This is a genomic window from Sphingobacterium sp. MAE, from assembly GCF_056711605.1.
In genome coordinates this window covers 5293534-5319327 of the sequence record NZ_CM160044.1, presented here as the reverse complement: position 1 = coordinate 5319327, position 25794 = coordinate 5293534, and the positions used below count along the sequence as shown (strand labels likewise).

Annotated in this window: 19 protein-coding genes; 12 read left to right on the top strand and 7 right to left on the bottom strand. The window is 35.5% G+C overall.

The window, feature by feature from the left end; genetic code table 11:
• Positions 1-432: 432 nt before the first annotated feature.
• Positions 433-2361 (bottom strand): 1-deoxy-D-xylulose-5-phosphate synthase, encoded by a 1929-nt coding sequence (dxs, locus tag AC06G9_RS22705; protein ID WP_480957293.1) that lies wholly within the window; start codon positions 2359-2361, stop codon positions 433-435.
• Between the two features lie 167 nt (positions 2362-2528).
• Between dxs and AC06G9_RS22700 the strand changes: the two genes are divergently transcribed.
• The gene (locus AC06G9_RS22700) at positions 2529-3320 is read left to right on the top strand and encodes a segregation and condensation protein A (protein ID WP_293928903.1); all 792 of its coding nucleotides are present in this window, start codon (positions 2529-2531) and stop codon (positions 3318-3320) included.
• Between the two features lie 51 nt (positions 3321-3371).
• Here AC06G9_RS22700 and thiL read toward each other — a convergent pair whose 3' ends face one another.
• Positions 3372-4418, bottom strand: coding sequence for a thiamine-phosphate kinase (gene thiL / locus AC06G9_RS22695; protein ID WP_045756171.1), 1047 nt, complete (start codon positions 4416-4418; stop codon positions 3372-3374).
• A 20-nt stretch (positions 4419-4438) separates the two neighbouring features.
• The gene (gene nadA, locus AC06G9_RS22690; RefSeq protein ID WP_045756172.1) at positions 4439-5434 is read right to left on the bottom strand and encodes a quinolinate synthase NadA; all 996 of its coding nucleotides are present in this window, start codon (positions 5432-5434) and stop codon (positions 4439-4441) included.
• Positions 5435-7338: 1904 nt separating this feature from the next.
• Between nadA and nadB the strand changes: the two genes are divergently transcribed.
• A complete protein-coding gene (gene nadB, locus AC06G9_RS22685) occupies positions 7339-8931 on the top strand; it encodes an L-aspartate oxidase (protein ID WP_045755933.1) in 1593 nt (530 codons plus the stop codon).
• A 7-nt stretch (positions 8932-8938) separates the two neighbouring features.
• Entirely contained in the window at positions 8939-9448 is a 510-nt protein-coding gene (locus AC06G9_RS22680) for a gamma carbonic anhydrase family protein (protein ID WP_045755932.1), read from the top strand.
• On the opposite strand, the gene AC06G9_RS22675 is transcribed toward AC06G9_RS22680, so the two are convergent.
• The 4 genes from AC06G9_RS22675 to apaG all read right to left on the bottom strand — a co-directional run bounded on the left by AC06G9_RS22675 (position 9445) and on the right by apaG (position 15865).
• Positions 9445-11058: an Ig-like domain-containing domain gene (locus tag AC06G9_RS22675; RefSeq protein ID WP_480957292.1), complete on the bottom strand. Its 1614-nt coding sequence runs from the start codon at positions 11056-11058 to the stop codon at positions 9445-9447. The genes AC06G9_RS22680 and AC06G9_RS22675 overlap by 4 nt on opposite strands.
• Positions 11059-11205: 147 nt before the next feature.
• Complete coding sequence (mnmG, locus tag AC06G9_RS22670; protein WP_293928911.1) at positions 11206-13065, bottom strand: tRNA uridine-5-carboxymethylaminomethyl(34) synthesis enzyme MnmG; 1860 nt, start codon at positions 13063-13065, stop codon at positions 11206-11208.
• A gap of 99 nt (positions 13066-13164) precedes the next feature.
• The gene (locus AC06G9_RS22665) at positions 13165-15024 is read right to left on the bottom strand and encodes an ABC-F family ATP-binding cassette domain-containing protein (RefSeq protein WP_260947658.1); all 1860 of its coding nucleotides are present in this window, start codon (positions 15022-15024) and stop codon (positions 13165-13167) included.
• A gap of 454 nt (positions 15025-15478) precedes the next feature.
• Complete coding sequence (gene apaG, locus AC06G9_RS22660; protein ID WP_045754833.1) at positions 15479-15865, bottom strand: Co2+/Mg2+ efflux protein ApaG; 387 nt, start codon at positions 15863-15865, stop codon at positions 15479-15481.
• Positions 15866-15991: 126 nt separating this feature from the next.
• Between apaG and AC06G9_RS22655 the strand changes: the two genes are divergently transcribed.
• The 9 genes from AC06G9_RS22655 to AC06G9_RS22615 all read left to right on the top strand — a co-directional run bounded on the left by AC06G9_RS22655 (position 15992) and on the right by AC06G9_RS22615 (position 25793).
• Entirely contained in the window at positions 15992-16702 is a 711-nt protein-coding gene (locus AC06G9_RS22655) for an SAM-dependent methyltransferase (protein WP_248755123.1), read from the top strand.
• 510 nt (positions 16703-17212) lie between these two features.
• Positions 17213-17713, top strand: coding sequence for a hypothetical protein (locus AC06G9_RS22650; protein ID WP_094771815.1), 501 nt, complete (start codon positions 17213-17215; stop codon positions 17711-17713).
• On the top strand, positions 17703-18803 hold the full coding sequence (locus tag AC06G9_RS22645; RefSeq protein WP_045754836.1) for a Nif3-like dinuclear metal center hexameric protein: 1101 nt from the start codon (positions 17703-17705) through the stop codon (positions 18801-18803). The genes AC06G9_RS22650 and AC06G9_RS22645 overlap by 11 nt, the downstream gene beginning before the upstream one ends.
• The gene (locus AC06G9_RS22640; RefSeq protein WP_045754837.1) at positions 18803-19555 is read left to right on the top strand and encodes a zinc ribbon domain-containing protein; all 753 of its coding nucleotides are present in this window, start codon (positions 18803-18805) and stop codon (positions 19553-19555) included. Before AC06G9_RS22645 ends, AC06G9_RS22640 begins: the two co-directional genes overlap by 1 nt.
• Before the next feature lie 151 nt (positions 19556-19706).
• Entirely contained in the window at positions 19707-23018 is a 3312-nt protein-coding gene (locus AC06G9_RS22635) for a S41 family peptidase (protein WP_480957291.1), read from the top strand.
• Between the two features lie 238 nt (positions 23019-23256).
• Positions 23257-24117: a CPBP family intramembrane glutamic endopeptidase gene (locus AC06G9_RS22630; RefSeq protein ID WP_480957290.1), complete on the top strand. Its 861-nt coding sequence runs from the start codon at positions 23257-23259 to the stop codon at positions 24115-24117.
• Entirely contained in the window at positions 24092-24307 is a 216-nt protein-coding gene (locus tag AC06G9_RS22625; RefSeq protein WP_045754840.1) for a putative signal transducing protein, read from the top strand. Before AC06G9_RS22630 ends, AC06G9_RS22625 begins: the two co-directional genes overlap by 26 nt.
• A gap of 1 nt (position 24308) precedes the next feature.
• A complete protein-coding gene (locus AC06G9_RS22620; protein ID WP_480957289.1) occupies positions 24309-25109 on the top strand; it encodes a phosphatidate cytidylyltransferase in 801 nt (266 codons plus the stop codon).
• 12 nt (positions 25110-25121) lie between these two features.
• Positions 25122-25793: a DUF2461 domain-containing protein gene (locus AC06G9_RS22615; RefSeq protein ID WP_045754842.1), complete on the top strand. Its 672-nt coding sequence runs from the start codon at positions 25122-25124 to the stop codon at positions 25791-25793.
• Position 25794: the final 1 nt, after the last annotated feature.

Here is a 25794-nt window from a genome sequence, read left to right as displayed (position 1 = left end):
TCTAAAATTCTTAATAAGTTGATTTCCAATAAGCGACCAAAAAAATGTTGATAACTTTCTCTTAAGACGAAGATGACAAAAAAAAATCAGCTAAAAAACTAAAATTTAAAATTAATTTAAATTCATTAGTAACCAAATAGTTATATTAAAAAATTCACTTTTTTTAACAAAAAAATTAGCTTAATTTTTTTTTATTAACATTCCAAATTTTTTATTACTTTTTTCTTTTTTTATAGTTTATGGTCTATTTTTAACACTATAATTCTGCGCATCACTGACTACTAAAGCCAGAACTGAATCCAGTTAATCCATAGAAATGTTACCATTGATGTAACGACGTTTATAATAAGGAATCTTCCTAAAGTTAAGCAAAAAAAAAGAGGAATCATCATAAGATGGTTCCTCTTTTTTTTGTTTTATGATGATAAGAATCTAGCTGACCATAGCATCCGTTTTAATAGCTTTTGCAAGCTTTCTACATTCCGTAGCAATGGCTTGGGCATCATAGTACGCGATACTCCATTGATCCTGCTGTTCGGCATGTTCTATGATCGTATCGGGAATACCTAATCGCACAACTTTACTGTTATAGTGGTGATCTGCCATAAATTCTAGAACAGCAGAACCGATACCGCCTTGTAGACAACCATCTTCTACTGTTATAATATGTTCAAATTTCTGAAATACTTTATGTAACAGCTCTTCGTCCAATGGCTTAGCAAATCTTAAATCGTAATGTGCAGGATGAATTCCTTCTTCGGATAGTTGCAAAATTGCTTTACTTGCTTCGTTTCCTATTGCTCCAAATGTTAAAATTGCAACGGATTCACCATCCTGAATCAATCTACCTTTACCAATTTCAATTTCTTTAAAAGGTTTTTTCCAATCAACCATTACACCATTACCTCTTGGATAACGGATTACAAAAGGACCTTTATTTTCCAATTGAGCCGTGTACATCAAATTACGCAGCTCTTCCTCGTTCATGGGTGCCGAAACCGTCATATTGGGTATGCAGCGCATAAAAGCAATATCATAAGCACCATGATGCGTAGGACCATCTGCTCCAACTACTCCCGCACGATCCAAGCAAAAAACAACGTTTAGATTTTGCAAGGCAACATCATGTATAACCTGATCAAATGCACGTTGCATAAACGATGAGTAAATATTACAGAAAGGCATTAGCCCTTGAGTTGCTAATCCCGCACTGAAGGTAACGGCATGCTGCTCGGCGATACCAACATCAAATGCACGATCAGGAAAAGCTTTCATCATAATATTCATCGATGAGCCCGATGGCATAGCGGGTGTAATACCTACTATTTTAGCATTCGTTTCGGCCAATTCGACCAATGTATTACCAAATACATCTTGATATTTTGGCGCAGTTGGTTTGTCCTGCGCAGATTTCTTGATTTCACCGGTGATTTTATCAAATAGACCTGGCGCATGCCATTTGGTTTGATCCTTTTCCGCTAAAGCGTACCCTTTTCCTTTAACTGTTACACAATGTAACAACTTAGGTCCAGGAATATGTCTAAGATCTTCCAATGTCTTAGCTAGTTTTTTGACATCATGACCATCAACAGGTCCAAAATATCTAAAATTTAACGATTCAAATAAATTAGCATTCTTGAGTACTGTTCCTTTTATACTTTTCTCAAGCTTTTTAACTGCTCCTAAAGCATTAGGTCCCATTTCTGATATCTTAGATAGTACAGACGCGATATCATCTCTAAACCGATTATAACGCTTAGAGGTGGTGATACTGGTCAAATACTCTTTTAGTGCACCTACATTGGGGTCAATAGACATACAGTTATCATTGAGAATAACCAACAGATTTGATTTCTCAATACCCGCATGGTTTAACGCTTCAAACGCCATACCACCGGTCATCGCTCCATCACCTATAATTGCAATGTGCTGACGGTCTTTTTCTCCTTTTATCTGAGATGCTACTGCCATTCCAAGTGCTGCAGATATAGACGTAGAAGAATGCCCTACACCAAATGCATCATATATGGATTCGCCTCTTTTGGGAAATCCGGATATACCGTTAACAATTCTATTCGTATGAAAAGAATCTCGACGTCCTGTCAATATCTTGTGACCATAGGCTTGATGACCTACGTCCCATATCAATTGATCATAAGGAGTATTCATGACATAATGTAATGCCACCGTCAATTCAACAACGCCCAAACTAGCTGCAAAGTGACCACCATTAACAGAAACTAAATCAATGATATATTGACGCAATTCCTGACTAACTTGTTCTAATTGGTCTTCCTTGAGTTTTTTAAGATCAGAGGGATCATTGATTTTACTTAATAAATCTCCAGCATCAAACTGCATAGTATTGCTAATTACTTTAAAATATGGATACAAAATAACAATTTATTTATCATAACTTGGGTATTAATAACACTTTTTGTATTAGAATACTCAACAGTTGTAGAAGCTTTTAGTTTTAATAGTTTGAAATAAAAATGATTGTATAATTATGTAATTTTGTTTTTGATATGCAAGTAGAAGAAGGATACGAAATAAAATTACCACAGTTTGAAGGTCCATTTGACCTCCTCTTATTTTTTATTGAAAGAGATGAATTAAATATTCATGAAATACCTATTTCAAAAATAACGGATGATTTTCTATCCTACGTCAATCAGCTGCAGGCTTTGGATATGGAGATGGCCAGTGAATTTATTTTTGTGGCTTCGACCTTAATGCGTATTAAAGCAAAAATGCTTCTCCCAAGACCCGAATTGGACGATGATGAAAATGAAATTGATCCTAAAGAAGATCTGATTCAAAAATTGATTTTATACAAACAGTTTAAAGATACCTGTGAAGATTTAAAATTACTGGAAGATGAACGCTTCAAATTGTACAAAAGGGGAAATATTAATTATGATATTAAATTAGCAAGACCTGTAGTAAGTACTGGAGAAGAATTAAACAGTTTTGATTTATATAAATTGATGATGGTCTATGAACGTATGATGTTTCAATATAAGAATAGACCTCAAGAGGTAAAGCATACCGTGATCAGACATCCTTATACCATAGAGCAACAGAAAAAAGCGATTGCTGATCTTATTGAAATAAACAACCAATTGGATTTTCAATATATTCTTAAAAATTCTGAAAATAAAGTACAATTCGTATACAACTTCTTAGCGATACTCGAAATGTTGCAACAGAAATTATTGCAGATTGAAGTCGGTCTTGGTTACAATGAGTTCAGTATCCGAAAACGAAATGAAGATGAATTTGATTTAATGGATCTTGAAGAAGAATTAGCCGTTTAATAAAAAAGCAGATCATGATGATCTGCTTTTTTATTAAAATCAATTTGATGATTAATCTTTAAATGCATTCCAACCTTGAGCGGTGATAGGATAAACTTTTCCAGATTTAGCAATCATTTGGCATCCTTCGCTCGGTTGTGTAATATGACCAATAATCGTAATATCCATAGATCCTTTTATTTTATCATAATCGGATTGTGGTATGGTAAATAATAATTCATAATCTTCACCTCCATTGAGTGCACAGACTGTTGGATCAAGTCCAAATTCTCGCGCTGTTTCGTAAGTCATCGAATCCAACGGTATTTTTTCTTCATACAATTTGCAACCTTTGTCCGAAGCCTCACAAATATGGATAATCTCGGAAGCTAAGCCATCCGATACATCGATCATCGCATTGGGCTTTACTCCAATCTCAGCAAGTAACTCAACAATATCTCTTCTAGCCTCAGGTTTCAGTTGACGTTCTACGATATAATCTTTTCCTTCCAAGTCAGGCTGTATATTAGGGTTCTCTAGGAAGATATTTTTTTCGCGCTCTAATAACTGCAGCCCTACATAAGCACCGCCCAGATCGCCTGAAACGCAGAGTAAATCTCCTTCTTGTGCTCCTGATCGATAAGCGATCTGATCTTCATCAGCAAAACCAATACTCGTTACAGAAATGACTAATCCTTGTACTGATGCAGAAGTATCTCCTCCGATCAGATCGACATTGTATTTTTTACAAGCAATCAATGCGCCCTGATAAATTTCTTCTACAGCTTCTAATGGGAATTTTGAAGATAGACCTATTGAAAATGTAATCTGTGAAGCCTTTCCATTCATGGCATAGATATCACTCAAATTGACTTGAACAGCTTTATAGCCTAAATGCTTTAAGGGTACATACCGTAAATCAAAATGGATCCCTTCCAATAGGAGATCTGTTGATATTAAAGTTTTCTTATTCGAAAAATCCAAAACAGCAGCATCATCTCCAATTCCTTTAACCGTACTTGGCTCATTGATCTCGACAGCTTTAGTTAAATAAGAAATCAAACCAAACTCACCCAATTCACCTAAATTTGTTCTCTCTGTATTATCAAATTCTAACATATCTGTCTTTTATTTTAGTATTATAATCCCAATTGAGCTGATATTTCCAACATCCGCTCAATAGGGCGTTGTGCACGAGCAATCACGGATTCATCTAATGTGATTTCGGGGCTTTCATATTTTAAACAATTATAAAGCTTCTCCAGTGTATTTAACTTCATATGCGGACAATCGTTACAAGCGCAGGCGTTATTAGGAGGCGCAGGAATGAACGTTTTGCCTGGACTAGCCTTTTGCATCTGATGGATAATTCCAGACTCTGTGGCGACGATATAGGTGTTAGCAGGATCATTGATTGTAAACTTCAACATGCCCGAGGTAGAACCTACATAATCGGCAGTCGCTAAAATATGATCTTCGCATTCTGGATGTGCTATGAATTTGGCTTCCGGATGCTCTGCTCTCAATCGATCTATTTTATCTTGAGAAAATATTTCATGTACCATACATGCTCCATTCCACAAAACAAGATCTCGACCTGTTTTCTTTTTGACATAGGCCCCAAGATTACGATCTGGACCAAAAATGATTTTTTGATCTAAAGGAAGGCTCTCTACAATTTCTACCGCATTACTGGAAGTACATACAATATCTGAAAGTGCTTTCAATTCAGCTGTACAGTTGACGTAAGTAATGACCAGATGATCGGGATACTGTTCTTTAAATTTAGCGAACAGATGCGGCGGACACGAATCGGATAATGAACATCCAGCTTTTGCATCGGGCAGCAATACTTTTTTTGTTGGAGAAAGTATCTTCGCTGTTTCAGCCATAAAATGTACACCGGCAAAAACAATCACATCGGCATCAGTTTTTGCAGCCTCTTGTGATAGACCAAGACTGTCGCCAATGTAATCAGCAATATCCTGTATCTCTGCTTCCTGATAATAATGTGCTAATATAACGGCGTTTTTTTCTTTTTTGAGACGCTTGATCTCTTGTATTAGATCTAAGCTAGGATCAATGGGAGCATCAATATACCCCTTAGCCTCCATATCGTAATTTACTAAATCCATTAATTCTTCTTCTTAATTTGATTTACACTACAAAATTAAGAATACTTATTCAATAAATCTTTGTATTCAAAAATGATGTTTATAAATCCGATCGTAACTTACTGATAGTTAAAAATAGTATATTCATATTCAGCTAATTAACACACTTATCAACATTTCAATAAGCCCATATTTTACTCTATGTTAATAAGTGCCAATTTTTGGTCTAAAACAACTCTATAAATATTTGATTATTAACCAATTAACATAGTTACCAACATTTCGTAAAAGGTGAAATTTAATACTGTTTAAAGCTGTTAAAACAAGCTATTAATAGTCGACGACAGTTAAATATTTAAGACAGTTATCCACATCATTTAAAATATCGAATTGTAAAGGCGTCAAATTTGAATTTAAAGGCTCTTAGAATTGAATATTTGGAAATTATAGTTTATAATTTTCAAATAATGAAGTATAAATCGTTGTTAACAACAGATCCGCACCTATAGAAAGTAGCGAGGATATCAAAGAGTAAGTGATCAGGGGCTATAAATTTTAATTTTTAAAAATTATATATCCAAATCAATAGCACAAAGCTAAACTATTTTGATGCGATACAAATAAATTATTCGAAAAGTTATGCACAAAACTTTCAAATATTTAAATGTAAGCGACTTAAATTTTGATATAAACGCCCTATAAAGTCTTTAAAAATTTAAAAAATGAACAAAAGTTAGAAAACAGTATTCTAATCGAACTTAAATTTAAAATTTTAAAGCTTGAAGTAAATTATGAAGGATTGATAAATTAAAAAATATAAACCAAAAGTTTGATTTCAACAAGGATAAAAGGGGCTTGAAATGAATGTTGAAAATGGTAACCAGGAGAGTATGCTTGATTTAAAAAATGATTTAAGCTGTCTAAGAATCTCATTACTGAAAAATGGAAATTCAAAAATTCATTTATCGCACTCTAATGGCTTCAAAATGAATATTAAGGGCATTGACAATTCAATAAATCTAATATTTTTATAAAAAAAAACAGCTATTCAATTGTAAAGAGGTTTATTTTAACAGATTGATTCTATTAAAATCATATCCGAAAAATTCAATTTTTTAAATAAACTGGATTAGAATGGGCTAAAAAAATTTGAAAATAAATTTTCGAACGCTTTATTCTCAAAAATTGACGTCTGAGTAAAACTTAGAAAAAAGCATTTAAAAATTAAAGACTTCAACACCATAATATTTGAAATTGAAATTTTTAAAAAGCTAAATATCGCATTCTAAACGCGTCAAATAGCGATATAAGCTGTTTACAGCTGTATTATTTCTTGTAAAAAATTCAAAATTTTAATTTATCGCATTCTAAAAGGGTTTAAAGTAATATTTGTCAAAAATAAAGCCTCTGAGAATTGAATATTTGATTTTTGTTTCAATACTCAACCAACAATCAAATTCTCATAGCCTCAAATTCAACTTGACAAAACTAAACAAAGAAAATCAAACGTATTCCACATTCTCTTTTTTTAATAAATAATAATCTTTTTTATATAAAAAGGTCTTATTGTTTATTAGTGTGTGGAAAATGGGGATAAAACAGTGAATTTTTATTTTGATATGAAGATTTTATAAAGTTATTAACAATTTATTCACATTAAATTCATTTTAAACGTCTGATTTTTAATACTGTGATTTTTCACTGATTTTATTTTCAATAAAAAAATGTGAATTGTTTGTGTGTTAATTTATGTTGATAAAGGGACGATTTTGTGCTAATAACTTTTAGAAATTTTGTTAGAAATAGGAGATATCAACATTAAAAAAAAAGTTATCATTTTTATTTAACCTTTTATTTACACGTTTTCCACATTTTTTGTTAATTTGAATAGTCAAAATGTGCTGGTCACATGCTAATTTTATTTTATGTCAGAAAGAAAGGTAGATTTCCTTGTAATTGGGTCTGGAATCGCGGGTTTAAGTTTTGCTTTAAAAGCGGCCGATCATGGTAAAGTATTGATTGTCACGAAGTCCAACGAGGATGAATCAAATACAAAATATGCGCAAGGAGGAGTAGCGGCAGTTGTGGATAAGTCTGATAGCTTTGAACAGCATATTGTTGATACTCAGATAGCTGGAGATGGATTATGTGATGTTGAAATTGTGGAAAACGTAGTTCGCGAAGCTCCGGAGCGTATCAATGAATTGATTTCCTATGGAACATCATTTGATAAATCCGATGCCGGTGTTTATGATCTGGCAAAGGAGGGAGGGCACTCAGCTCATCGTATTTTGCATTATAAAGATATTACTGGATATGAGATAGAGCGATCTTTATTGCAGAAAATTCATGAGCATCCAAATATTGAAATGCTAACCCATTATTTTGCTATCGACCTGATCACACAACATCATTTGGGCGAATTTGTAGATAAACAAAGAGAAGATATCAAATGTTATGGGATCTATGCCTTCAACACCAATACGCACCAAGTCGATAAGATATTAAGCAAAATTACGGTGATGGCGTCGGGTGGTGCTGGACATATTTATGCGAGTACGACCAATCCAACCATAGCAACAGGCGATGGAATTGCCATGGTATATCGAGCAAAAGGGAAGGTGCGAAATATGGAATTTATGCAGTTTCATCCTACATCTTTATATAATCCAAGTGACTCACCTGCCTTTTTGGTTTCGGAAGCTGTTCGTGGTTTTGGTGGCATTTTAAGGCGTGTGAATGGTGAAGATTTTATGAAAGAATATGATGAGCGAGCATCACTAGCACCGCGGGATATAGTGGCACGAGCGATCGATTCGGAGATGAAAAAATCGGGTATTGACTACGTTTATCTGGATATCACGCATCGAGAAAAGGCTGATATTATCAAGCATTTTCCAAATATTTACGAAAAATGTCTGTCAATTGGTCTGGATATGAGTAAAGATTTTATTCCCGTCACACCTGCTGCTCACTATTTATGTGGTGGTATATATGTGGATGACTATGGTAGGAGCAGCATTAGCAATCTGTATGCTTGTGGTGAATGTTCGTCTACAGGTCTACATGGTGCAAATCGCTTAGCATCCAATTCACTCCTAGAAGCTTTGGTATATGCACATCGTATTTATTTGGATTCGTCCAAATCGGTATCCGACGCGGAGTATGCGGTGGGTGTACCAGAGTGGGATGATTCAAAAGCAAAGCTGTCTAATGAAGATATTTTGGTTACACATAACTTGAGAGAATGTCAAAAAGTGATGAGTGATTATGTGGGAATTGTGCGTTCGGATTTCAGATTAGAACGGGCACTCAATCGATTGCATTTATTGTATGGTGAGACAGAAGATTTTTATAGACATACGAAATTGTCGGTTAAATTATGTGAATTGAGGAATGTGATACAGGTCGCTTTTATTGTTACCAAGTCTGCCTTACTGCGAAAAGAAAGTAGGGGACTTCATTTTACTACTGACTATCCGCATCATGCAGATACATTAAAAGATACTATATTTTAGAAAGATTATGGCCTGTATATTACCAGTTAAGGGAATAAGTCCCAAGTATAAAGATAATTGCTTCATCGCGCCCAATTGTACGATTGTTGGTGATGTGGAATTAGGTGAACATTGTTCGGTATGGTTTAATGCGGTGATCAGAGGTGATGTCAATTTTATTCGTATTGGTGATTATACCAATATACAGGATGGAGTTGTTATACATTGTACTTATCAAAAGGCTGGTACCACGATAGGTAGTTATGTCAATATTGGCCATCAAGCCATGGTACATGGCTGTATCGTACATGATCATGTACTGATCGGTATGGGGGCAATTGTAATGGATAATGCCGTAGTGGAGAGTCACGTAATTATTGCCGCTGGTGCAGTTGTTTTGGAAAATACAGTATGCGAATCTGGTTACTTGTATGCGGGGGTACCTGCTAAAAAAATAAAAGCGATAACTGAAGAACAAAGGTCGATGTTACAACAGTTACCGCATAATTACGTTTTGTATAGTTCCTGGTTTGACTAATTCATATCATTCAGCTCTTGTAAACTGAATGATTCGTTTTGTTCCCAGTTTGCTCGTATAGTAAAGGTTTTGTTGAGATAAACAAGGGGTTCTGGTTGGGTCAATTTATACACTTCTCCAGGATCCCAGATACCATTTTTATTATCATCACGAATGACTCTTATCGTATATTTTCCTCCGGGAAACTCTTTGTAACCTAATTTTCCGGTGGCATTATTTAATATATCTCGTCGATATACTTTCTCCTTCTTTTCATCTATGAGTTCCACAATGTATTGTTTTGTGCTATCTATGGATGTAAAAGTAAACGTGATGTCACCATAATTATCGCTATTATCATAGGTGAGGGATAGCTTATGTTCCTTATTTTTTTCGCCAAAATAACCTTGCATAGCACCTTCTTCCAATACGATCTGATAGTTCTTTTGCTTCCTCCAATTGTATCGAATATGATAAAGGTTGGCTACTGTACTATCCAATTGAAGTTGAAAATTAGTCTTTGCTATACTGTCTTCCGTTAACTTAATTTTACTCTTGTCAATGGTTTTAATAGGTGTAAGCGATGACAATGTTAGGTGTTTGACACGGTCTACTTTTCCTGTTGAAGGCGATGTAATGGGTACAATTGACCGATCTAATTTGAGGTTGGTTTTCTTTATTAATATGGTATCAAGCACTGAATTGTTTTCTGATAGTACAAATTTAAGCGAATCTTTCTCTAGATTATTGATGTAGATATAAGCCGAATCTTGCATATTCGAATATTTTACAATCTTAGTTTTATCATTTTCATCATCGTTCAGTAGCGTCAGTTCGGGCTGTTTGATGCCTCTATTAAATGCTAAATGTATGCGCCCTGTATTCTCAATTTTTTTATCGAGTACTCTAAATTTTGTAGGAGTTCCTTTGGATATTTGAAGATTGATATTGGTCAGGTCTTTGTCCAGTACGATCGAATCCTTTAAAAATCCAATTAATTCATCTGGATTATTGTAGATCCGGTCATTATTGGTTTCTTTTAAAGCATAGATCCGGTACGTGTTTGCCCTTAGATTACTGATTTTAAAATTACCTACAGTATCTGTTTGCGCAAAAATATTAGCTTTCTTTTTGCCAAAGATAGAATCTTGGCTTATTGGTATCAATAATACCCTGACTTCTTTTTCTTTCTCCTTAGTCAAGGCATTGGTTACATTTCCGGATATCGACAATGAATCAATTTGATCTCCTGTAGCAAATACATAACTGTAATTGATAATCGGATTGCTGGCATTATAATCGACCAGGCCTTTACCAAAATTGATGGTATAGGTGGTGTTTTGCTCTAGCGAATCTGGCAATGTAATTTCTAGTATTTTCTTCTTTACTTTAAATTGGGGAGGCCTATCCATATCTGGAGAAATACTGATTTCCTTCTGCTGATTATTCAATTTGATATACTCATCCAAAGTGATGCTTATTTTTCTCTCTTTGAAATTTTTAGAGAAATTGGCTGGAGATTCATTGAGCACCACAGGTGCTATTGAATCTTTTGGTCCCCCTGTTGGCTGTTTTATGCTGGCACATTGCACTGTGAGCAAAATCAGACTAGAAAACAAGCTTAAAAGCATTAACCTTGTTATTAAGGTGCTTTTAACGCTTTTTAAGCTTGTTTTATTTATTTTTGAATGTAGACTCATAAATGAAATAATAATACTTTATATCGCTTTATTTTACATTGTTAATATTTTAATATCAACTATCTGGTATTCAGTTTGTTACGACATGTGTACCATTAAAACACTGATATCAGATGGTGATACACCTGATATTCTGGAAGCTTGACCTAGCGTCCTTGGTTTTACCTGTGCTAATTTTTGTCTCGCTTCTATCGATAGTGAAACTAAAGACGAATAATCAAAATCTGGATTGATTTCACGATCTTCCATTTTCTTCATGCGGTTAACAATCTCCATTTCTTTCTCAAAGTAGCTTTCATATTTGACTTTAATTTCCGCTTGCTCTATGGTCTCTTTGTCAAATTGGTTTAAGTACGACCCAAAATCTACATCTCCTTTTGCAAGATCATTTATATTGATTTGTGGTCTTCCCAATAGGTTGACAAGTTTCGTTTTTTGAGAAATCAGGCTTGATCCTGCTTCCTCCAGTATCGGATTCATTTTATCTACTGTAGTTGAATTTTGTTTTAGATACTGAATAATGTTATCTGAGTTTTTGATTTTCTCGTTCACTTTGTTCAGTCGGTCGTCACCTACTAGTCCCAGTTTGTGTGCTATTGGTGTAAGTCTTATATCAGCGTTGTCTTGTCTCAGTAGTAAGCGGTGCTCTGCACGTGAAGTAAACATACGGTAAGGTTCATCAGTTCCTTTCGTCACTAAGTCATCAATAAGTACGCCGATGTACGATTCAGATCTTTTTAATATTAATTCTTTATCATCATTGATTCGTTGATGTGCATTGATACCTGCTATGAATCCTTGTGCTGCTGCTTCTTCATATCCAGTGGTACCATTGATCTGCCCTGCAAAAAAGAGATGCTTCACAATAAGAGTTTCCAACGTTAGATCGAGTTGCATCGGTGGAAAGAAATCATACTCGATGGCATACCCTGGTCGGTACATTTTTGCATTTTCAAATCCTGGAATTAGTCTTAGCGCTTTTTGCTGTACATCTTCTGGCAACGAAGTAGAGAAACCATTTACGTAAATCTCGACAGTATTCCATCCCTCTGGTTCGACAAAGATCTGGTGTCTTTCGCGTTCTGCAAATCGGTTGATCTTATCTTCTATGGATGGACAGTAACGTGGGCCTAAACCTTTAATTCTTCCTGTAAACATGGGCGACCTTTCGAATCCAGTCTTCAACATTTCATGTACTTTGTCATTGGTATAGGTGATCCAGCAACAACGTTGCTCTGTTGGTAAGGGTACATCAGTATAGGAAAATTTACCCCTATTATCATCACCCCATTGTTCTTCCATGAGCGCATAATTGAGACTGCGTCCATCGATTCTTGGAGGTGTACCGGTCTTCATTCTTCCCGACTCAAATCCTAATGATACCAATTGTTCAGTCAAACCTGTAGCAGCCTTCTCTCCTGTTCTACCGCCACCGAATTTCTTTTCACCAATATGGATCACGCCATTTAGGAATGTACCATTTGTTAGCACGACTGCATCAGCTTCTATTTCTATACCCAATGAAGTAATGACGCCACACGCTTTACCATTTTTCACGATCACTTCTTTTACGGTATCTTGCCACATATCTAATGTAGGCAGTGCTTCCAATTGAAGTCTCCATTCTTCAGCAAAACGCATACGGTCATTTTGTGTTCTTGGGCTCCACATCGCTGGACCTTTTGACAGGTTCAACATTCTAAATTGGATAGTTGACTTATCTGCAATGATACCTGTATAGCCACCCATCGCATCGATTTCTCTTACGATTTGTCCTTTTGCTACTCCACCTATTGCAGGGTTACAACTCATTTGAGCAATAACGCCCATATTCATGGTGATGAGAAGTACAGATGAACCTAAGTTTGCTGCTGCGGCAGCGGCCTCGCAGCCAGCATGACCAGCACCTACTACGACTACGTTATATTTTTTAAACATGTTATTTTATTTCAAAGTTCCACGTGAAACGTGAGAATCGACTATTCTATTTTTTTATTTTATTCCTATACGTTTCACGTGAAACGTATAGGAACTGTATTACATTAAATCTGCAAGATGCATCCATCTTTCTGATTTTGCATCTATATTATTCTGTATATTTTCTATTTCTGTTGCTATGTTAGAAAGTTCTACATGGTCTACCGTTTCCAGTAACAACTTATTCTTTGCTACTAGCACGGCTTCTAGCTCTTGTATTTCTTTCTCTAATTTATCGTACTCCAATTGCTCTTTATACGATAGCTTTTTCTTCTCCTCTTTTACTACTTCTTTCTTTTGAACTGGAATATCTTTTTTCTGCTTTTGATCTTTTAGTAATTGATCTTGTTCAATTTTGTAATCTGCGTAGTTACCATTGTAGATGTCAATTTTCCCCTCGCCTTCAAAGATGAACAATTGCTCTGTTAATTTGTCTAAGAGATACCTATCGTGAGATACTAAAATAAGTACTCCACTATAGTTCATCAGAAAATCTTCCAGTACATTTAAGGTATCGATATCAAGATCATTAGAAGGCTCATCCAGTATAAGAAAGTTTGGGTTCAACATCAAGACACGCATCAGTTGTAAACGCTTACGTTCACCCCCACTTAATTTATTGACAAAACCAAATTGCTTTTCGGGTGGAAATAAAAAATGCGTTAATAATTGTGAAGCAGTGATGACTTCACCATTGGCCATCTTAATATATTCGGCCACGTTTTTAACGACGTCTAATACACGATCGCCTTCATTGACTTCCAAACCTCCCTGTTTGTAATAACCATACACCGTAGTTTCTCCTACTGAAATATGACCACTAGTCGCATTTTCAATTTGTGTTATTAGATTTAGAAAAGTAGATTTACCTGTACCATTTTTTCCTGCCAAACCAATACGATCTCCTTTTTTGAAAACATATGAAAAATCACTGATGATTACTTTATCTCCATAGTTTTTAGAGATATGTTCCAATTCTAAAATTTTTGATCCTTGTCTGCTGATCTTCATACTCAACTGAACAGAATCATTTGCCTTTTGAGCTTTTGATTTATCTTCAAGTTCGTAATATGCATCTATCCTTGATTTGGATTTTGTACCACGTGCTTGTGGTTGTCTTCTCATCCATTCCAATTCGCGACGTAAGAGATTTCTACTGCGCTCAACCATCACGGCATCGATGGCTTCACGGTCGGACTTCTTTTCTAAGAAATAAGAATAATTACCTTTATAAGTAAACAGCTTGCCCCTATCCAACTCTCTAATTTCAGTACAGATATTATCCAAAAAGTATCTATCGTGTGTCACCAATAGCACTGTTTTATTTCCTGTTGTCAACAGTTTTTCTAACCATTCGATCGTTTCGATATCCAGATGATTGGTAGGCTCATCTAGAATATATACATCTGGCTCATCGATTAAAAGCTTAGCAAGTGCAAGTCGTTTACGTTGACCCCCTGAAAGACTTTTGATATCTTGATGAAAATCGACAATGTTAAGTCTATTTAAAATAGTCTTGATATTATATTCGTATTCCCAAGCATTTAATGTTGTGATCTTCTCTGTAAGTTCTTCCAGTTTATTCTGATCGATTTCAGGCATAGCCAAAAGCTCTTCGTAATCTCTGATCAGTCGTTGTTCTTCGTTGTCTGTGGAATAAATAAAATCGTTAATAGAAGTCAGTCCATCGTACTTTGGATCTTGATCCAAAAAACCGATTTTAATTCCTTTTTCTTTAACAACTTTTCCGGAGGTAGGTTCTAATTTGCCACCTAATATGGAGAGAAGGGTTGATTTTCCTGTTCCGTTGATACCTACTAAGGCTACTCTATCCCCTTTTAGAAGTCCAAAATGTAAATCTTTAAAAAGCCATCTGTCATGAAATGAATGACTTACTTGTTCAGTTGCTAATATACTCACGTTAATTTCCTAATTTTCTTTGTTCAATAATTTTGCATAAAAAATCTATATATCTGATTATCAGTATATTGACTTTAAAATATAAGCATACAGATACCTCTGTATGAAAAAAAGTTATATATATCCTCCAATATTCAAAAATATGAAGGGGTAATAAATTATATGCAATAGTTAGCTTTATTGCTAACGTTATTATTTTATAAAGAGTAAATGATAAAACATCATTTAATTAAGAATTTTGGTACGTTGATCTCCTAACAACTGTATGCCCTGACTATCCTGATATTGATTATCTATTGAAAAATAGGTAATGCAGAATACAGGCATTTATCAATTTGATTATTTATCATGGATCAAATCGATAAATGTACCATGCAAAAGTAAGTAATTTCCGCCTTTTTGTATGTAATCTTATGAGAAGATGTATAGAAGATGAAATGCAGGTGATATTGACCTAGTTCAATACATAGTTTGCGATCAAGTTGAATCTTGGTATATCCACCTTAAAGGTAGTTTCGTCTATCAATTTAACCATGTTATAATGTCCTTCCATATAACCCATTTCACTTTTTAAATTGCAACCAGATGTATACTGATGCATTTGTCCAGGTTCGATAATGGGTTGCTCACCAACAATACCATCTCCGTACACTTCATTGTGATCTCCGATTGAATCGAAAATATTCCAATAGCGACTTATGAGCTGGATACTGTAATCACTTAAGTTTTCTATACTTATTTGATAAGCAAACATAAAATGATCTCTTTCTGGATTTGAATATTCTGGTTGAAAAATGCATTCTACCGAAATCTTTATTCCTTCTGTAATTTGAGTCGTCATATGAGTAATTTCTGCTTTGCAACTAAGTTACTAATAATGAGATTAAATACTCAAGAAATAAGAAGGTTTTACATTAAATTGAAAAACCATATGTGATATGGTCGACATTTTAGTAGGTTTGTAAATATGGAAAAAGGTACGTTATTTTTAATTCCAGTTCCACTTAGTGAACAAGCTTCGGCCAAATCATACACTTCTTATTTAGTGGAAACGATCAATAGCTTGGATGAATATATTGTGGAGAATGAAAAAACTGCACGTAAGTTTTTAAAACAGGCAGGCTTGAAAATTCCTCAGCAAGATTTGATAATATATGACTATGGTAAGCATGCTAGAGAAAAAGGAAATATTAAGGATTTCTTCAAAGGTTTATTAGCAGGTAAAAATGTTGGATTGATGTCTGAGGCCGGTTGTCCCGGCGTTGCTGACCCTGGTGCTGATATCGTAGCAGAAGCCCACCGGATCGGTGTCAAGGTTGTACCTTTGGTAGGACCAAGTTCTATTTTGCTGGCTTTAATGTCTTCTGGGTTTAGTGGACAAAAATTTGCTTTTCAAGGTTACTTACCGATCGATAAGGCTGATCGTACCAAAAGAATAAAAGAATTGGAGATCCAGGCATCAAAAGAAAATCAGACCCAAATTTTTATTGAAACTCCATTTCGAAATAATCAGCTATTGGCTGAACTTTTGAAAACATGTAAGGGACAGACAAAACTGTGCATCGCATGCGATCTAACAGATGAACATGAATTTATTAAAACAATGACGGTAGAACAGTGGAAAAAGAGGACGGATGATTTCCATAAAAGACCTGCTATATTTTTAATGTATTCATGAGGTTCTCCCCTACCCTATTGAGATTTAAATCACCTTATTCATAATAAAGTTGCTTAAAAAGGCTTTTAAGGATATTTCATAAGGTAAGTAAGTACTTATTTACCTCTTATTTTTTAGCATCAGTATGCTGCATCCATGGTGGCTTTGTCTGCTGCTGATAAAATTGATGATGTGTAGTTGACTAAATTGAGAGTGGTTGTTGAGTATATGTTGTTGATTATAAGCGTTATAGTTTTTTATATGTTAATATGAGTTTTAGTATTGACTACAAAAGGTACTATATATCAGCCAAGTCATCATACGATCGGTTATGTGCTATGCCCCACCCTGTTTGAATGATGTTGGATGATTTTACCTTACTAACAAATTATCAGAAATGATGATCTGTAATTTTTTAAGAATTGCTAAAAAAATAAAATTAAAGTGATAGAACTGGCGGGTGATCATAAATCCACAGATAAAGAAACTAAAAGATTTGGTATATTTACTGCATCACGAGAACTAGCATAGATGAATCAAGAAGAATTACAAGAACAGCTCTTGAAAGAATTTTCAAAACCTGAAGTTATGTATACTGCAATTGCGGTTTTGGTCGTTCATATTGTTATTTGGTTATTTTTTGCCAATACGATGCGAAAAACATTAAAACTGATAGCAACCGAGAACCAGTGTATAAAACCTAACCAAGTATTTGGTGTGGCCATTCCTTTGTTTAATATCTATTGGAATTTTGAAGTTGCGAGACGTTTACGAGATTCTTTAATCAATGAATTTTTCGATCGTAAGATTGCCATTGACGAAGCGCCCACTTATAAAAAAGGATCGCTCTACGGATGGGTTTATTTAGTGAAAAATTTACCTTTACCGGCCTTTATTTCAGTTATTGCAGTAGTTTTTCAATTTGTTACTTTGATCAATTATTGGGTGGAAATCAACAATTATAAACGTATATTAGAGCAACATAATACTTTTAGATCACAAGAAGAATTAGAGAAAGAGCATGAAGATTAAGGAAGTTACGGCTTATCTGGAACAGATAGCTCCATTAGATTTGCAGGAGTCCTATGACAACTCAGGGTTGATCGTGGGAGATCCGGATCAAGATATTTCAAAAATATTAATTTCTTTGGATTGCACTGAAGCTGTTGTTGCTGATGCAATTGCAAAAGGATGTAATTTAATTATTTCTCATCACCCTATTGTCTTTAAGGGCCTGAAAAGATTTAATGGAAATAATTATGTGGAGCGCACCGTTATTAAAGCAATTCAACACGATATTGCGCTGTATGCGATTCATACCAATTTGGATAATGTCACAGGAGGAGTTAACACGAAGATTGCTTCTTTGCTATCGCTTCAAAATCAAGCTATTTTGGAGCCAAAATCCGATCTTTTGTATAAATTGGTGGTGTATGTTCCGAGAAGCCATGTTGAATTGGTGAGAGAGGCGCTTTTTGAAGCAGGCGCAGGTCAGGTCGGGGCTAAATATGATCAATGCAGTTTCAATACGGCTGGTTACGGTACATTTAGACCTCAAGAAGATGCACAGCCTGCAATTGGTGAAATAGGTCTTCAGGAGCGTGTTGAGGAGACGCGTATTGAGGTTGTCTATACCAAGGCTATCGAAAGAAAAGTATTATTGGCCATGTACGAAGCTCATCCTTATGAAGAGGTAGCCTATGATACGATAAAATTGGAAAATAAAAATCAAGAAGTCGGAGCTGGTGTTATTGGAAATTTAGAAAATCCGTTATCAGAGCTGGACTTTTTGGCTTACTTAAAAAATAAATTAAATCTTAATGTTATTAGACATACCGCTTTACAGGGTAAGGCTGTATCGCGGGTTGCTGTTTGCGGGGGTGCTGGTGGTTTTTTGCTACCTGCTGCTAAACGATCAGGAGCTGATTTTTTTGTAACTGCAGACTATAAATATCATGAGTTTTTTGATGCAGAAAATAAAATTGTGATTGCCGATATTGGTCATTATGAAAGCGAACAATTTACGCAAGAATTATTGTTCGATATAATTACAGAAAAATTTCCTAACTTTGCAGTCCTAATAACAGAAGTAGATACAAATCCTATAAAACACTATTGTTGATGGAACAAACCGTAGAACAAAAATTGAAAGCATTATGGTTATTACAGGCCATACATACTAAAGTAGATAAAATTCGCCAAATTAGAGGTGAATTACCTATCGAGGTTGCAGATCTTGAAGATGAAATTGCGGGCTTAGAAACACGTATCGAAAAGATCAGAACAGACTTAGATGAGTTAGAAGATTCGATCGTTAAGCGTAAAAACATGATTAAAGACGCTCAATTGGCTATCAAAAAATATGAAAGCCAACTGAACGAAGTAAAGAATAATCGTGAATATGATGCTATTTCGAAAGAAATTGAAATTCAAGGATTAGAAATCCAAGTTTGTGAGAAAAGAATCAAAGAATTCGAATTCGAGATTCGTAATAAAACAGAAAACTACGATACTACAGTATCTAATTTAGATTATAGTAAAAGTGAGTTAGAAGGTAAAAAGAAAGAATTGGAAACAATTACTTCTGAAACTCAAAAAGACGAAGATGATTTGTTAGCTAAAGCTGAAAAAGCAGAAGAAAACATTGATGAGCGTTTAAATAAAGTATATTACCGTTTACGTAATTCATTTAAAAATGGTCTAGCAGTTGTTTCTATCGACCGTGATAGCTGTTCGGGCTGTCATAATAAGATTCCTGCTCAATTGCAATCAGAAATTCGTCAACGCAAAAAAATCATTATCTGTGAACACTGTGGACGTGTTTTAGTAGATGAAGGTGTTGTTTTGGAAATAGAACAAGATTACGGGTTTTAATAGCCCATACATATCGATATTGAAGCCCCTTTTGAAAAATTGGGGCTTTTCTTATTGCAACTTATTTGATATAAATAGTTTGTGTGTATAAAATGATAAATTATTGATTATTTTTGTAACACAATAAAAACCCTATTTTATTATTCAATATATGTTAAAACCTAAACTTAGATTTTTAGGATTAGTAATAGCTTTATCGGGTGCTTTTGCAGTAGAAGCCCAAGAAACTTTATTATTAAGAAGTCCTAGTGTGAGTGCCGATCATGTTGCATTTGTATATGGCGGCGATATTTGGATTTCGGATAAATCTGGAGCCAATCCAAGAAGACTAACCACAAACCCAGGAGTTGAACAAAATCCGATTTTCTCACCGGATGGCAAACAGATCGCTTTTACTGGAAATTATGATGGTAATACCGACGTCTATGTCCTCCCTATTCAGGGTGGGGAACCTAAACGAATTACTTTTCATCCTTCGTCCGATGTATTGAGAGGTTGGTTAAATAACAACGAAGTGTATTATACCACTACACGTGAGTATAACTATGCGCTAAGTCCGCGTTTATATTCGTCATCGACTACAGGATTGACATTGGACAAAGCGCTGCCCATGCCCGAAGCCTATCAAGGTAGTCCATCAAAAGATGGCCGCTATTGGGCTTATATCAAAAACACTGATCCTACTGAGCGTGATCGTGTCGCTTTTAAGCGTTATAGAGGCGGTGGCATGCCTTCAATTTGGATATTTGATACCAAGACTAATCAAATCGAAACCATCCCTGGAGAACGCTGTAATGACGTGAAACCTGTTTGGTTAGGAGACCAAGTTTATTTCCTATCTGACCGAGATAAAATTGTCAATATCTTTTCTTACGATGTAAAATCTAAGAAAGTGAATAAATTGACCAACTTTACCGATTATGATGTCAGAACTTTAGCTGGAAATGGTTCTGAATTGACTTTCGAACAGGCAGGAAAAATCCATATTTTTAATATCAATGCGCAATCGTCAACTGCTTTACAGATTCATGTAAGTAGTGATGCTCTTTACAAAAGACCGCATTATGATAATATGCGCGATGATATCCGCAATTTCACGATTTCTCCGACAGGTCAGCGTGCGCTTATTGAAGCGCGTGGCGAGATTTTTTCCGTACCCAAAGAAAAAGGTGAAGCGCGCAATATTTCAAATTCTCCAGGCGTGCATGACCGTTTCCCAAGCTGGTCTCCCAATGGTAAGTGGATTTCTTATATTTCAAGCGAGAAAGGAAAATATGTACTCCAATTACGGGATCAATTAGGAAAAGATGAACCATTGATCTATAACTTGGGTGAAACAAATTTTTATTTTGAACCTACTTGGTCACCAGATTCTAAAAAACTTTTTTATAATGATTCACATCTGAATCTATTCTACATCGATATCGATACGAAGAAAATAGTGCTGGTGGACGCTGATAAAGAAAGTGCGCAGACAGGTCGTGTTTTCAATCATTTTCAACCAAGCTGGTCTCCAGACTCAAAATGGATTTCTTATATAAAAACACTTCCAAATGCTGTTCCGGCGATGTTTTTGTATAATATAGATACCAAAAAGAGTACACAGATTACGGATGGAATGAGTGCCATTAGATCGACTTCGTTCAGCAGAGACGGCAAGTATCTATTCTTTACAGCTAGTACCAATGTTGGATTGACCAATTCGGGCCTGCATATGTCAGCAACAGAACGTCGTGCTAACTATGAAGCATATGCCTTTATTCTATCGAGTAAAACACCTTCTATTTTCAAAAATGAAAGTGATGAAGAGACGATAAAAGATGATCAAACTGAAGGCGACAAGCCTAAGGAAGTAGAAAAGTCTGATAAGAAGAAGAAAGACGTCAAGAAAGATACTAAGAAAGAAGATACTAGTAAAGAACCTGCTAAACCGGTCGTACAGCCGACAGTAATAGATTTTGATCGTATCAATAACCGTATTGTTGCTCTCCCACTTGGAGATGGTATATACGGTATCAACGGATCTGTTGCCAATCAATTGACTTATGTGAAGAACGGGACACTCTATGCCTATGATTTTACAGAGTTGAAAGAGAAAGATCTTGTTGCTGGTATCCGTGCGTATGCGATCAGTGCCGATGGCAAGAAAATGATTATTCAGACAAGTGCAGGTATTAGTATTGTAACTGCTGGTCAGAAAGTCGCTACTCCAACAACGGGTGTATTAAAACTAGATAATATCAAGCAGTTAGTAGATCCAGTTGCCGAGTGGAAACAGATCTTTGATGAGGTATGGGCGATGCAGAAAGACTATTTCTACGTTGAAAATATGCATGGCGCAGATTGGAATGCGATTAAAACAAAGTACGAAAAGTTCTTACCGTATGTAAGCCATCGCTCTGATCTGGGATATTTACTGAACGAGATGATGGGTGAAATGGTGGTTGGACATAATTATATTTATCCAGGTGATCAACCTTCTGGTCCTTCGGTAAGTGTAGGGGTACTGGGTGCTGATTATAAGATTGAAAATGGATTTTATAAAATTGATAAGATCTTTACACGCTTAGATTGGAACCCATCGTTTAAAGCGCCTTTGTCAGAACCTGGGTTAAACATTACACCTGGCATGTATTTAGTAGCTGTCAATGGTATAGCTGTGACTGCAGATATGGACTTGTATAGTTTATTTGACAATACTGTTGGAAAGCAGCTGAGCATTAAAGTCAATTCAAAGCCTAGTTTGGTTGGTGCTAAAGAATATGTCGTTAAGCCAATATCATTCTCTGATGAGATGAGCTTGAGAAGTGCTGAGTGGATGGAGCGCAATAGAAAACGTGTTGAAGACTTGAGTAAAGGACAGATTGCTTACATCTATATGCCTAATACCGGTGGTGAAGGATATACTGCTTTTAACCGTTACTATTTCTCTCAAATGGACAAAAAGGCGGTTCTTATTGATGAGCGCAATAATGGTGGTGGTTGGGTTGCCGATTACGTGATCGATTTATTATCCCGTGATTTAATAGCCGGATGGGGAATACGGGACGGAAAGGGATTCAATACTCCAGGTAATGGTATCTATGGGCCGAAAGCCATGATCATCAATGAAAATGCAGGCTCTGGTGGTGATATGATGCCGTATATGTTCCGTCATAAAGGTTTAGGAAAATTAGTAGGTCGTACTACTATGGGAATCTTAGTGGGTATCAGTGGTTATCCTCCTTTATTGGATGGCGGCAGAATTACCTCTCCAAACTTTGGTGTATATGATCTAAAAGGGAATTATATTATTGAAAACGAGGGTGTTGCTCCTGATGTTTTTGTTGAGCAAACACCAAAGGACCTCATAGAAGGTCGTGATCCTCAGTTGGAAAAAACTGTTCAAATCTTGTTGGAAGAAATGAAAACTTATCCATACAAGAATTTGAAAAAACCAGCAGATCCGATTCGTGTCAATTAATCTTTGATAACAGTAGATATAGAAGCCAGTTTCATCATTCATGAAACTGGCTTCTTTTTTATATATGGTGATCGTAAAGAAATGCTTTTAAAAACCAATCGCTTTTGGAAGAATTTGAGGTAATAAAATTTAAATATGATATCTTTATGAAATAAATTATTTGCGATACATGGAAGAATTAGGGATAAAAATAAAGCCAGGTAAGTCATTATTTAGGCTATTGTTATACATGATAGTTTTGGGTACAAGTATTCAGTTGGTATTAATGGGCTTGGTACTTTTGGTTATGAAGATCATGAATCCCGATAGCCCACTCAGTTTTTCGTTTTTTCAAGAAAATACAGCTGCACTTAAGGGGATACTGCTGATGAGTAGTATTTTTACATTTATTGTACCGGCATGGACGTTATATCGCTCAGAATCAAGAGTAAATCGTTATTTTGAGCGAACGGGAAATATTTCGTTAGTACAGTATCTGCTCGTCTTTGCATCTATGTTATGCTTTATTCCGATGATGTCTTTAATTGCGCATTGGAATGAATCTATGCAACTGCCAGATAGCCTACAAGGCATACAGCAGTGGATGAGATCTAGTGAGGACAGTGCCGCGGTCATGACTAAGCAGATCGTAGAAGAATCTACCTGGTTGGGGTTATTTATCAATCTGATCATCTTGGCTGTCGTACCTGCAATAGGTGAAGAAATGGTATTTAGAGGTTGTCTTCAACATATATTTGGGCGGTGGATAACGAATAAACATGTGGTCATATGGTTGGTGGCTATTCTATTTAGTGCATTTCATCTGCAGTTCTTCGGATTCTTTCCAAGATTGCTACTTGGTGCTTTTTTTGGGTATCTTTATATCTGGAGTAAAAACATATATTTACCGATTTTCGGACACTTTATTAATAACGCAAGTGCCACGATAACAGCGTTCTATTATACAAGAAAGGGAATCTCTTTTGAACAAATGAATGCTTTTGAGCAAGAACCATTTTGGGTTTATCTTGCAAGCTTAATATTTACTGTTATTTTTGTGGTATTATATTATCGTTCAACTAAAAAAATACCACATGGAGCAAGATTGGAAGAAAATTAAAGTCTATACAAATGCAATAGAAGCTGAAATCGTCAAACAAATGTTAGAAGAAAGCGGTATCCCAGCTATCGTATTGAATAAGCAAGATTCCTCTTATCTGGTATTTGGTAAGATTGAACTGTACGTCAACCAACAAGACGAAGAGCAAGCCATCATGCTGATTGATTCCACGATAGAAAAAGAAGATTAAGATGAAAACTAGAGCTATTACAGGTTTTTTCTTTATCGTGGTTATGGTTGGTGCGATGCTTTTAGGTGCTGAAGTTTTTCTGGGCTTCTTTACCTTATTGAGTGCTTGGTGTTTGTTTGAGTTCTATGGCATCGTGAGTTCCGAAGACCGGAAACCGAACAAGTTTCTAGGCATATTGACGTCATCAACACTGTTTATAACGACTGCATGCTATAGTTTAGGGTGGCTAGAAGCAAAATTTATATTGTTGTTCATTCCATCACTTTTAGCGATATATATTCATGCACTTTATCAAAAAAGGGACTTTCCTTTTAATGATATTGGCTTTACGATTTTAGGAATTCTGTATGTTGGATTTCCCTTCTATTGTTTTACAATATTAGGTTATATTTCTGGTGATTTTAACCACTTTTTGCCTTTGGGGTTTATGATTCTACTCTGGACCAGTGATACCGGAGCTTATTTGGCAGGTAGGTCTTTGGGAAAGCATAAACTATTTGAACGCATTTCGCCTAAGAAAACGTGGGAAGGATTTTTTGGTGGCATTCTATTAGCCGTGTTAGTCTCCCTGTGTTTAGGGCATTTTTTTGAAACAATACCGCAATGGCAATGGATAGTTACTGCGATTATCATTGGCGTATTTGGCACATTGGGTGATTTGGTTGAGTCCATGCTTAAGAGAAGCTTAAATGTGAAGGATTCGGGAAATATCTTACCTGGTCACGGTGGTTTTTTAGATCGATTTGATGGATTATTAATAGCTGGACCTTTGGTTTATTTATTTTTGTATTTGGTCAATTAGGATTATATATTTATGGCACATATCAATCAAAATACTTTTACGTTTTTAAAAGATTTACAAAATAACAATACACGAGAGTGGTTTGCGGAAGAAAAGGACCGCTATGAGGCAGCGTTAGCTGATGTCCGTTTATTTGTGGCAGATTTGATTATCGAATTATCCAAATTTGATCCTCATATCACAACCGATATTCAAGCCAATAAATGTTTGTTTCGTATCTACCGTGATACCCGTTTTTCAAAAGATAAAACCCCATATAAGAATTGGTTTGGAGCAGGGATTTCCAAAGATGGCCGTAAATTAGATGGTCCAGAGTATTATATTCATATATCACCGGAAAATTCATTTATCGCTTGTGGTTATTGGCGTCCAGAAAAGAAACATCTAGATGCTATTCGTCAAGAAATAGATTATAATGGAGACAAATTTAACCGTATTGTTGCCGAATTAAAAGAGTTAGGCGGTCTGGAATTAGAAACTGAAGATAAACTCAAACGCCCTCCTGCGGGATATGATGCCGATCATACTGCGATTGAGTTTTTAAAATTAAAAAGCTTCGTTAGTCATAAGAGCTTAACCAATAGTGATTTGACGGATAAAAAAGCCTTAGAAAATATCATCGATTCGTACAAAATCATGCTTCCGTTGAAGCAGTATCTGCATGAGGCGATCGACAATGATTAGT

What these genes read in the sequence shown, in the direction of transcription:
- dxs (WP_480957293.1), bottom strand. Translation starts at nt 2,361, where the DNA reads ATGCAGTTTGATGCTGGAGATTTATTAAGTAAAATCAATGATCCCTCT.
- AC06G9_RS22700 (WP_293928903.1), top strand. Translation starts at nt 2,529, where the DNA reads ATGCAAGTAGAAGAAGGATACGAAATAAAATTACCACAGTTTGAAGGT.
- thiL (WP_045756171.1), bottom strand. Translation starts at nt 4,418, where the DNA reads ATGTTAGAATTTGATAATACAGAGAGAACAAATTTAGGTGAATTGGGT.
- nadA (WP_045756172.1), bottom strand. Translation starts at nt 5,434, where the DNA reads ATGGATTTAGTAAATTACGATATGGAGGCTAAGGGGTATATTGATGCT.
- nadB (WP_045755933.1), top strand. Translation starts at nt 7,339, where the DNA reads ATGTCAGAAAGAAAGGTAGATTTCCTTGTAATTGGGTCTGGAATCGCG.
- AC06G9_RS22680 (WP_045755932.1), top strand. Translation starts at nt 8,939, where the DNA reads ATGGCCTGTATATTACCAGTTAAGGGAATAAGTCCCAAGTATAAAGAT.
- AC06G9_RS22675 (WP_480957292.1), bottom strand. Translation starts at nt 11,058, where the DNA reads ATGCTTTTAAGCTTGTTTTCTAGTCTGATTTTGCTCACAGTGCAATGT.
- mnmG (WP_293928911.1), bottom strand. Translation starts at nt 13,065, where the DNA reads ATGTTTAAAAAATATAACGTAGTCGTAGTAGGTGCTGGTCATGCTGGC.
- apaG (WP_045754833.1), bottom strand. Translation starts at nt 15,865, where the DNA reads ATGACGACTCAAATTACAGAAGGAATAAAGATTTCGGTAGAATGCATT.
- AC06G9_RS22655 (WP_248755123.1), top strand. Translation starts at nt 15,992, where the DNA reads ATGGAAAAAGGTACGTTATTTTTAATTCCAGTTCCACTTAGTGAACAA.
- AC06G9_RS22650 (WP_094771815.1), top strand. Translation starts at nt 17,213, where the DNA reads ATGAATCAAGAAGAATTACAAGAACAGCTCTTGAAAGAATTTTCAAAA.
- AC06G9_RS22645 (WP_045754836.1), top strand. Translation starts at nt 17,703, where the DNA reads ATGAAGATTAAGGAAGTTACGGCTTATCTGGAACAGATAGCTCCATTA.
- AC06G9_RS22640 (WP_045754837.1), top strand. Translation starts at nt 18,803, where the DNA reads ATGGAACAAACCGTAGAACAAAAATTGAAAGCATTATGGTTATTACAG.
- AC06G9_RS22635 (WP_480957291.1), top strand. Translation starts at nt 19,707, where the DNA reads ATGTTAAAACCTAAACTTAGATTTTTAGGATTAGTAATAGCTTTATCG.
- AC06G9_RS22625 (WP_045754840.1), top strand. Translation starts at nt 24,092, where the DNA reads ATGGAGCAAGATTGGAAGAAAATTAAAGTCTATACAAATGCAATAGAA.
- AC06G9_RS22620 (WP_480957289.1), top strand. Translation starts at nt 24,309, where the DNA reads ATGAAAACTAGAGCTATTACAGGTTTTTTCTTTATCGTGGTTATGGTT.
- AC06G9_RS22615 (WP_045754842.1), top strand. Translation starts at nt 25,122, where the DNA reads ATGGCACATATCAATCAAAATACTTTTACGTTTTTAAAAGATTTACAA.